Below are 2,150 nucleotides of genomic sequence, written 5' to 3' on the forward strand. Positions count from 1 at the left end.
TCCCCGAAGTGCCACGTGCTGATCGCGCCATCATCTCCCGCGGTCACCAGCTCACCGGTCCGCCGGAACTCGACCGCGGTGACCAAGCCGTCCTCGTGTTGTAGCGTCTCCTCGATCTCGCCACTCTCGGCGTTCGCAATCACGGCGCGGCCGCCCGCGGCGATAACGAGTTGAGTGCCGTCTGGGCTGAAGTCGGCGACCGTTGGAAAGGACGACAGCGAGACGGCTGGTTGGTGCTCCTTGCCCGGAGGAGGCGACGATGCGTACCGCGCGCGAGCCATCGCGGACGGCGATACGGCGGCCGTCAAGACTGACGGCCAGTAATCCGGTGCCGGGGATCCGATCGAGCTCCTCACCCGTGGCCGTGTCAAGTACGACGGTCGGTCCGAACCCACTGGCGTACATGCGGGAGCCGTCCGGGGAGAACTTCACCGCACTGAACTGCCAGGCGGCAACGGGGAAAGCTTGACCGGGCGTGGAGGTCGGATCGGAACCGATCACGCCGAGATCCACGAGTAGCGGGCCGGTGGGATCTCCCGCCCCGCCTCGCCAGAGGGCGAGGCTCACAGACGACGCAGAATGCTCTGTGGCCGCGAGCGCAAACCTGCGGTGCGTCGGGCTGTCCGCGAGTGCCCAAAATGCCGCGTGATTCCGCTGGCTCTGGGCCCTCGCTCCCTGAGTAAAACTTGAGGATGCTCGTTTACCCGCTCCTTACTCACGGGCGCCTGGCAAGCGTGCGCATCGCCGCTATAGCCGCGGAATCACGCGGAAGTACCGGCGGAATCTACGGTGGGAATCTGCCCCACGGTGACTGGCGCAGCGGCGTGTGCGTCATGGTTCCCTCAGCGAACCAATCCGTCTGCGCGACACCACCGGGCGGCGGAGCTGGCTACTCGCGGAGTGCATCGTGCGCATAGGGCAGCGCACGTCTATGCTCAGCGGTCGTTTGCGCAAAAGCTCGGTTGCCCACCCTCCGCGCAGGTAGATTCGGACCTGCTCAGGCGCGGTTCCCCGCAAGGACGACCGAGTCGCATCGTTCGATTGGACCTACTCATGGCGAAGATGCTGTTCACCTCGGACTGGAAGGTGCGCCGCAAGGTCAGCGGGTTCGTCGACCTCCTCGGCGGCGCTGAATGGGAAGCTGTCACGCTCCCGCACGACGCCATGATCAGATTCACCCGCTCGCCCGAGGCGGTCGGGGGCGCGGCTGCTGCCTTCTTTCCCGGCGGCGAGGTGGAGTACGCGAAGCGGTTCCACGTGCCGGACGACTGGCGCCAGAAGCGGGTGGCTCTCGAGTTCGAGGGTGTATACCGCGATGCGATGGTCTACGTGAACGACGAATTCGCGGGGCAATGGCGATACGGGTACAGCGTGTTCCGGATACGGCTCGACGCGCATCTGCGCTACGGCGTCGAGAACGTCGTCCGCGTAGAGGCGCGGGCCCATCAGGACTCTCGGTGGTACTCCGGTTTGGGCATCTATCGCGATGTCCACCTCGTCGTCTCTCCGCTCGTCCACATCGTCGATGACGGCATCAAGCTGACGACACCGGACGTGGACGAGGAACGCGCCGTCATCGAGTCCGCGGTCCCGATCTTGAACGAAAGTGCGCTCACGCATCGACTCATCCTGGACGTCGAAGTGCGCGATCATGCGGGAGATCTCGTCACTCAGGACAGCAGCCCTGTGACGGTGCGACCGGGCGGGAGCACCACAGTACGCAATCGCCTGTACCTGCGCGATCATCAGCGGTGGAGTTGCGAGAGCCCCTATCTTTACTCGGTCATCGCCCGCCTCCGAGATCCGGCCGTTCCCGACGAGTCGGACGCTGTGACCATGCCCCTCGGCATCCGCACCATGCGCATCGATCCCTGGCGGGGCCTTCGTATCAATGACGAGACCGTGAAACTTCGCGGTGCGTGCATCCATCACGACAACGGCCCGCTCGGCGCGGCAACGTTCCGACGGGCGGAGGAGCGGCGGATTGAGCTGCTGAAGGATGCCGGATTCAACGCGATCCGCAGTGCGCACAACCCTCTGAGCCCGGCGATGCTGGACGCCTGCGATCGACTTGGCATGCTCGTCTTCGACGAGACGTTCGACGCGTGGACCGAGATGAACAAGCCGTACGATTACACCCTCGACTTCTC

At 65.0% G+C, this 2,150-nt stretch carries 2 protein-coding genes; one reads left to right on the forward strand and one right to left on the reverse strand.

Annotated elements, in window-relative coordinates; translation table 11 throughout:
• A partial coding sequence (locus VFX99_RS11650; protein ID WP_329666459.1) for a hypothetical protein occupies positions 1-281 on the reverse strand: 281 nt, incomplete at its 3' end.
• Between the two features lie 772 nt (positions 282-1,053).
• On the opposite strand from VFX99_RS11650, the gene VFX99_RS11655 reads away from it, so the two are divergent.
• Positions 1,054-2,150, forward strand: a 1,097-nt coding sequence (locus VFX99_RS11655) for a glycoside hydrolase family 2 protein (RefSeq protein ID WP_329666460.1), incomplete at its 3' end; no start/stop codon positions are given.

It is taken from the genome of Microbacterium sp. (genome assembly GCF_036277215.1).
Classification (GTDB): domain Bacteria; phylum Actinomycetota; class Actinomycetes; order Actinomycetales; family Microbacteriaceae; genus Microbacterium.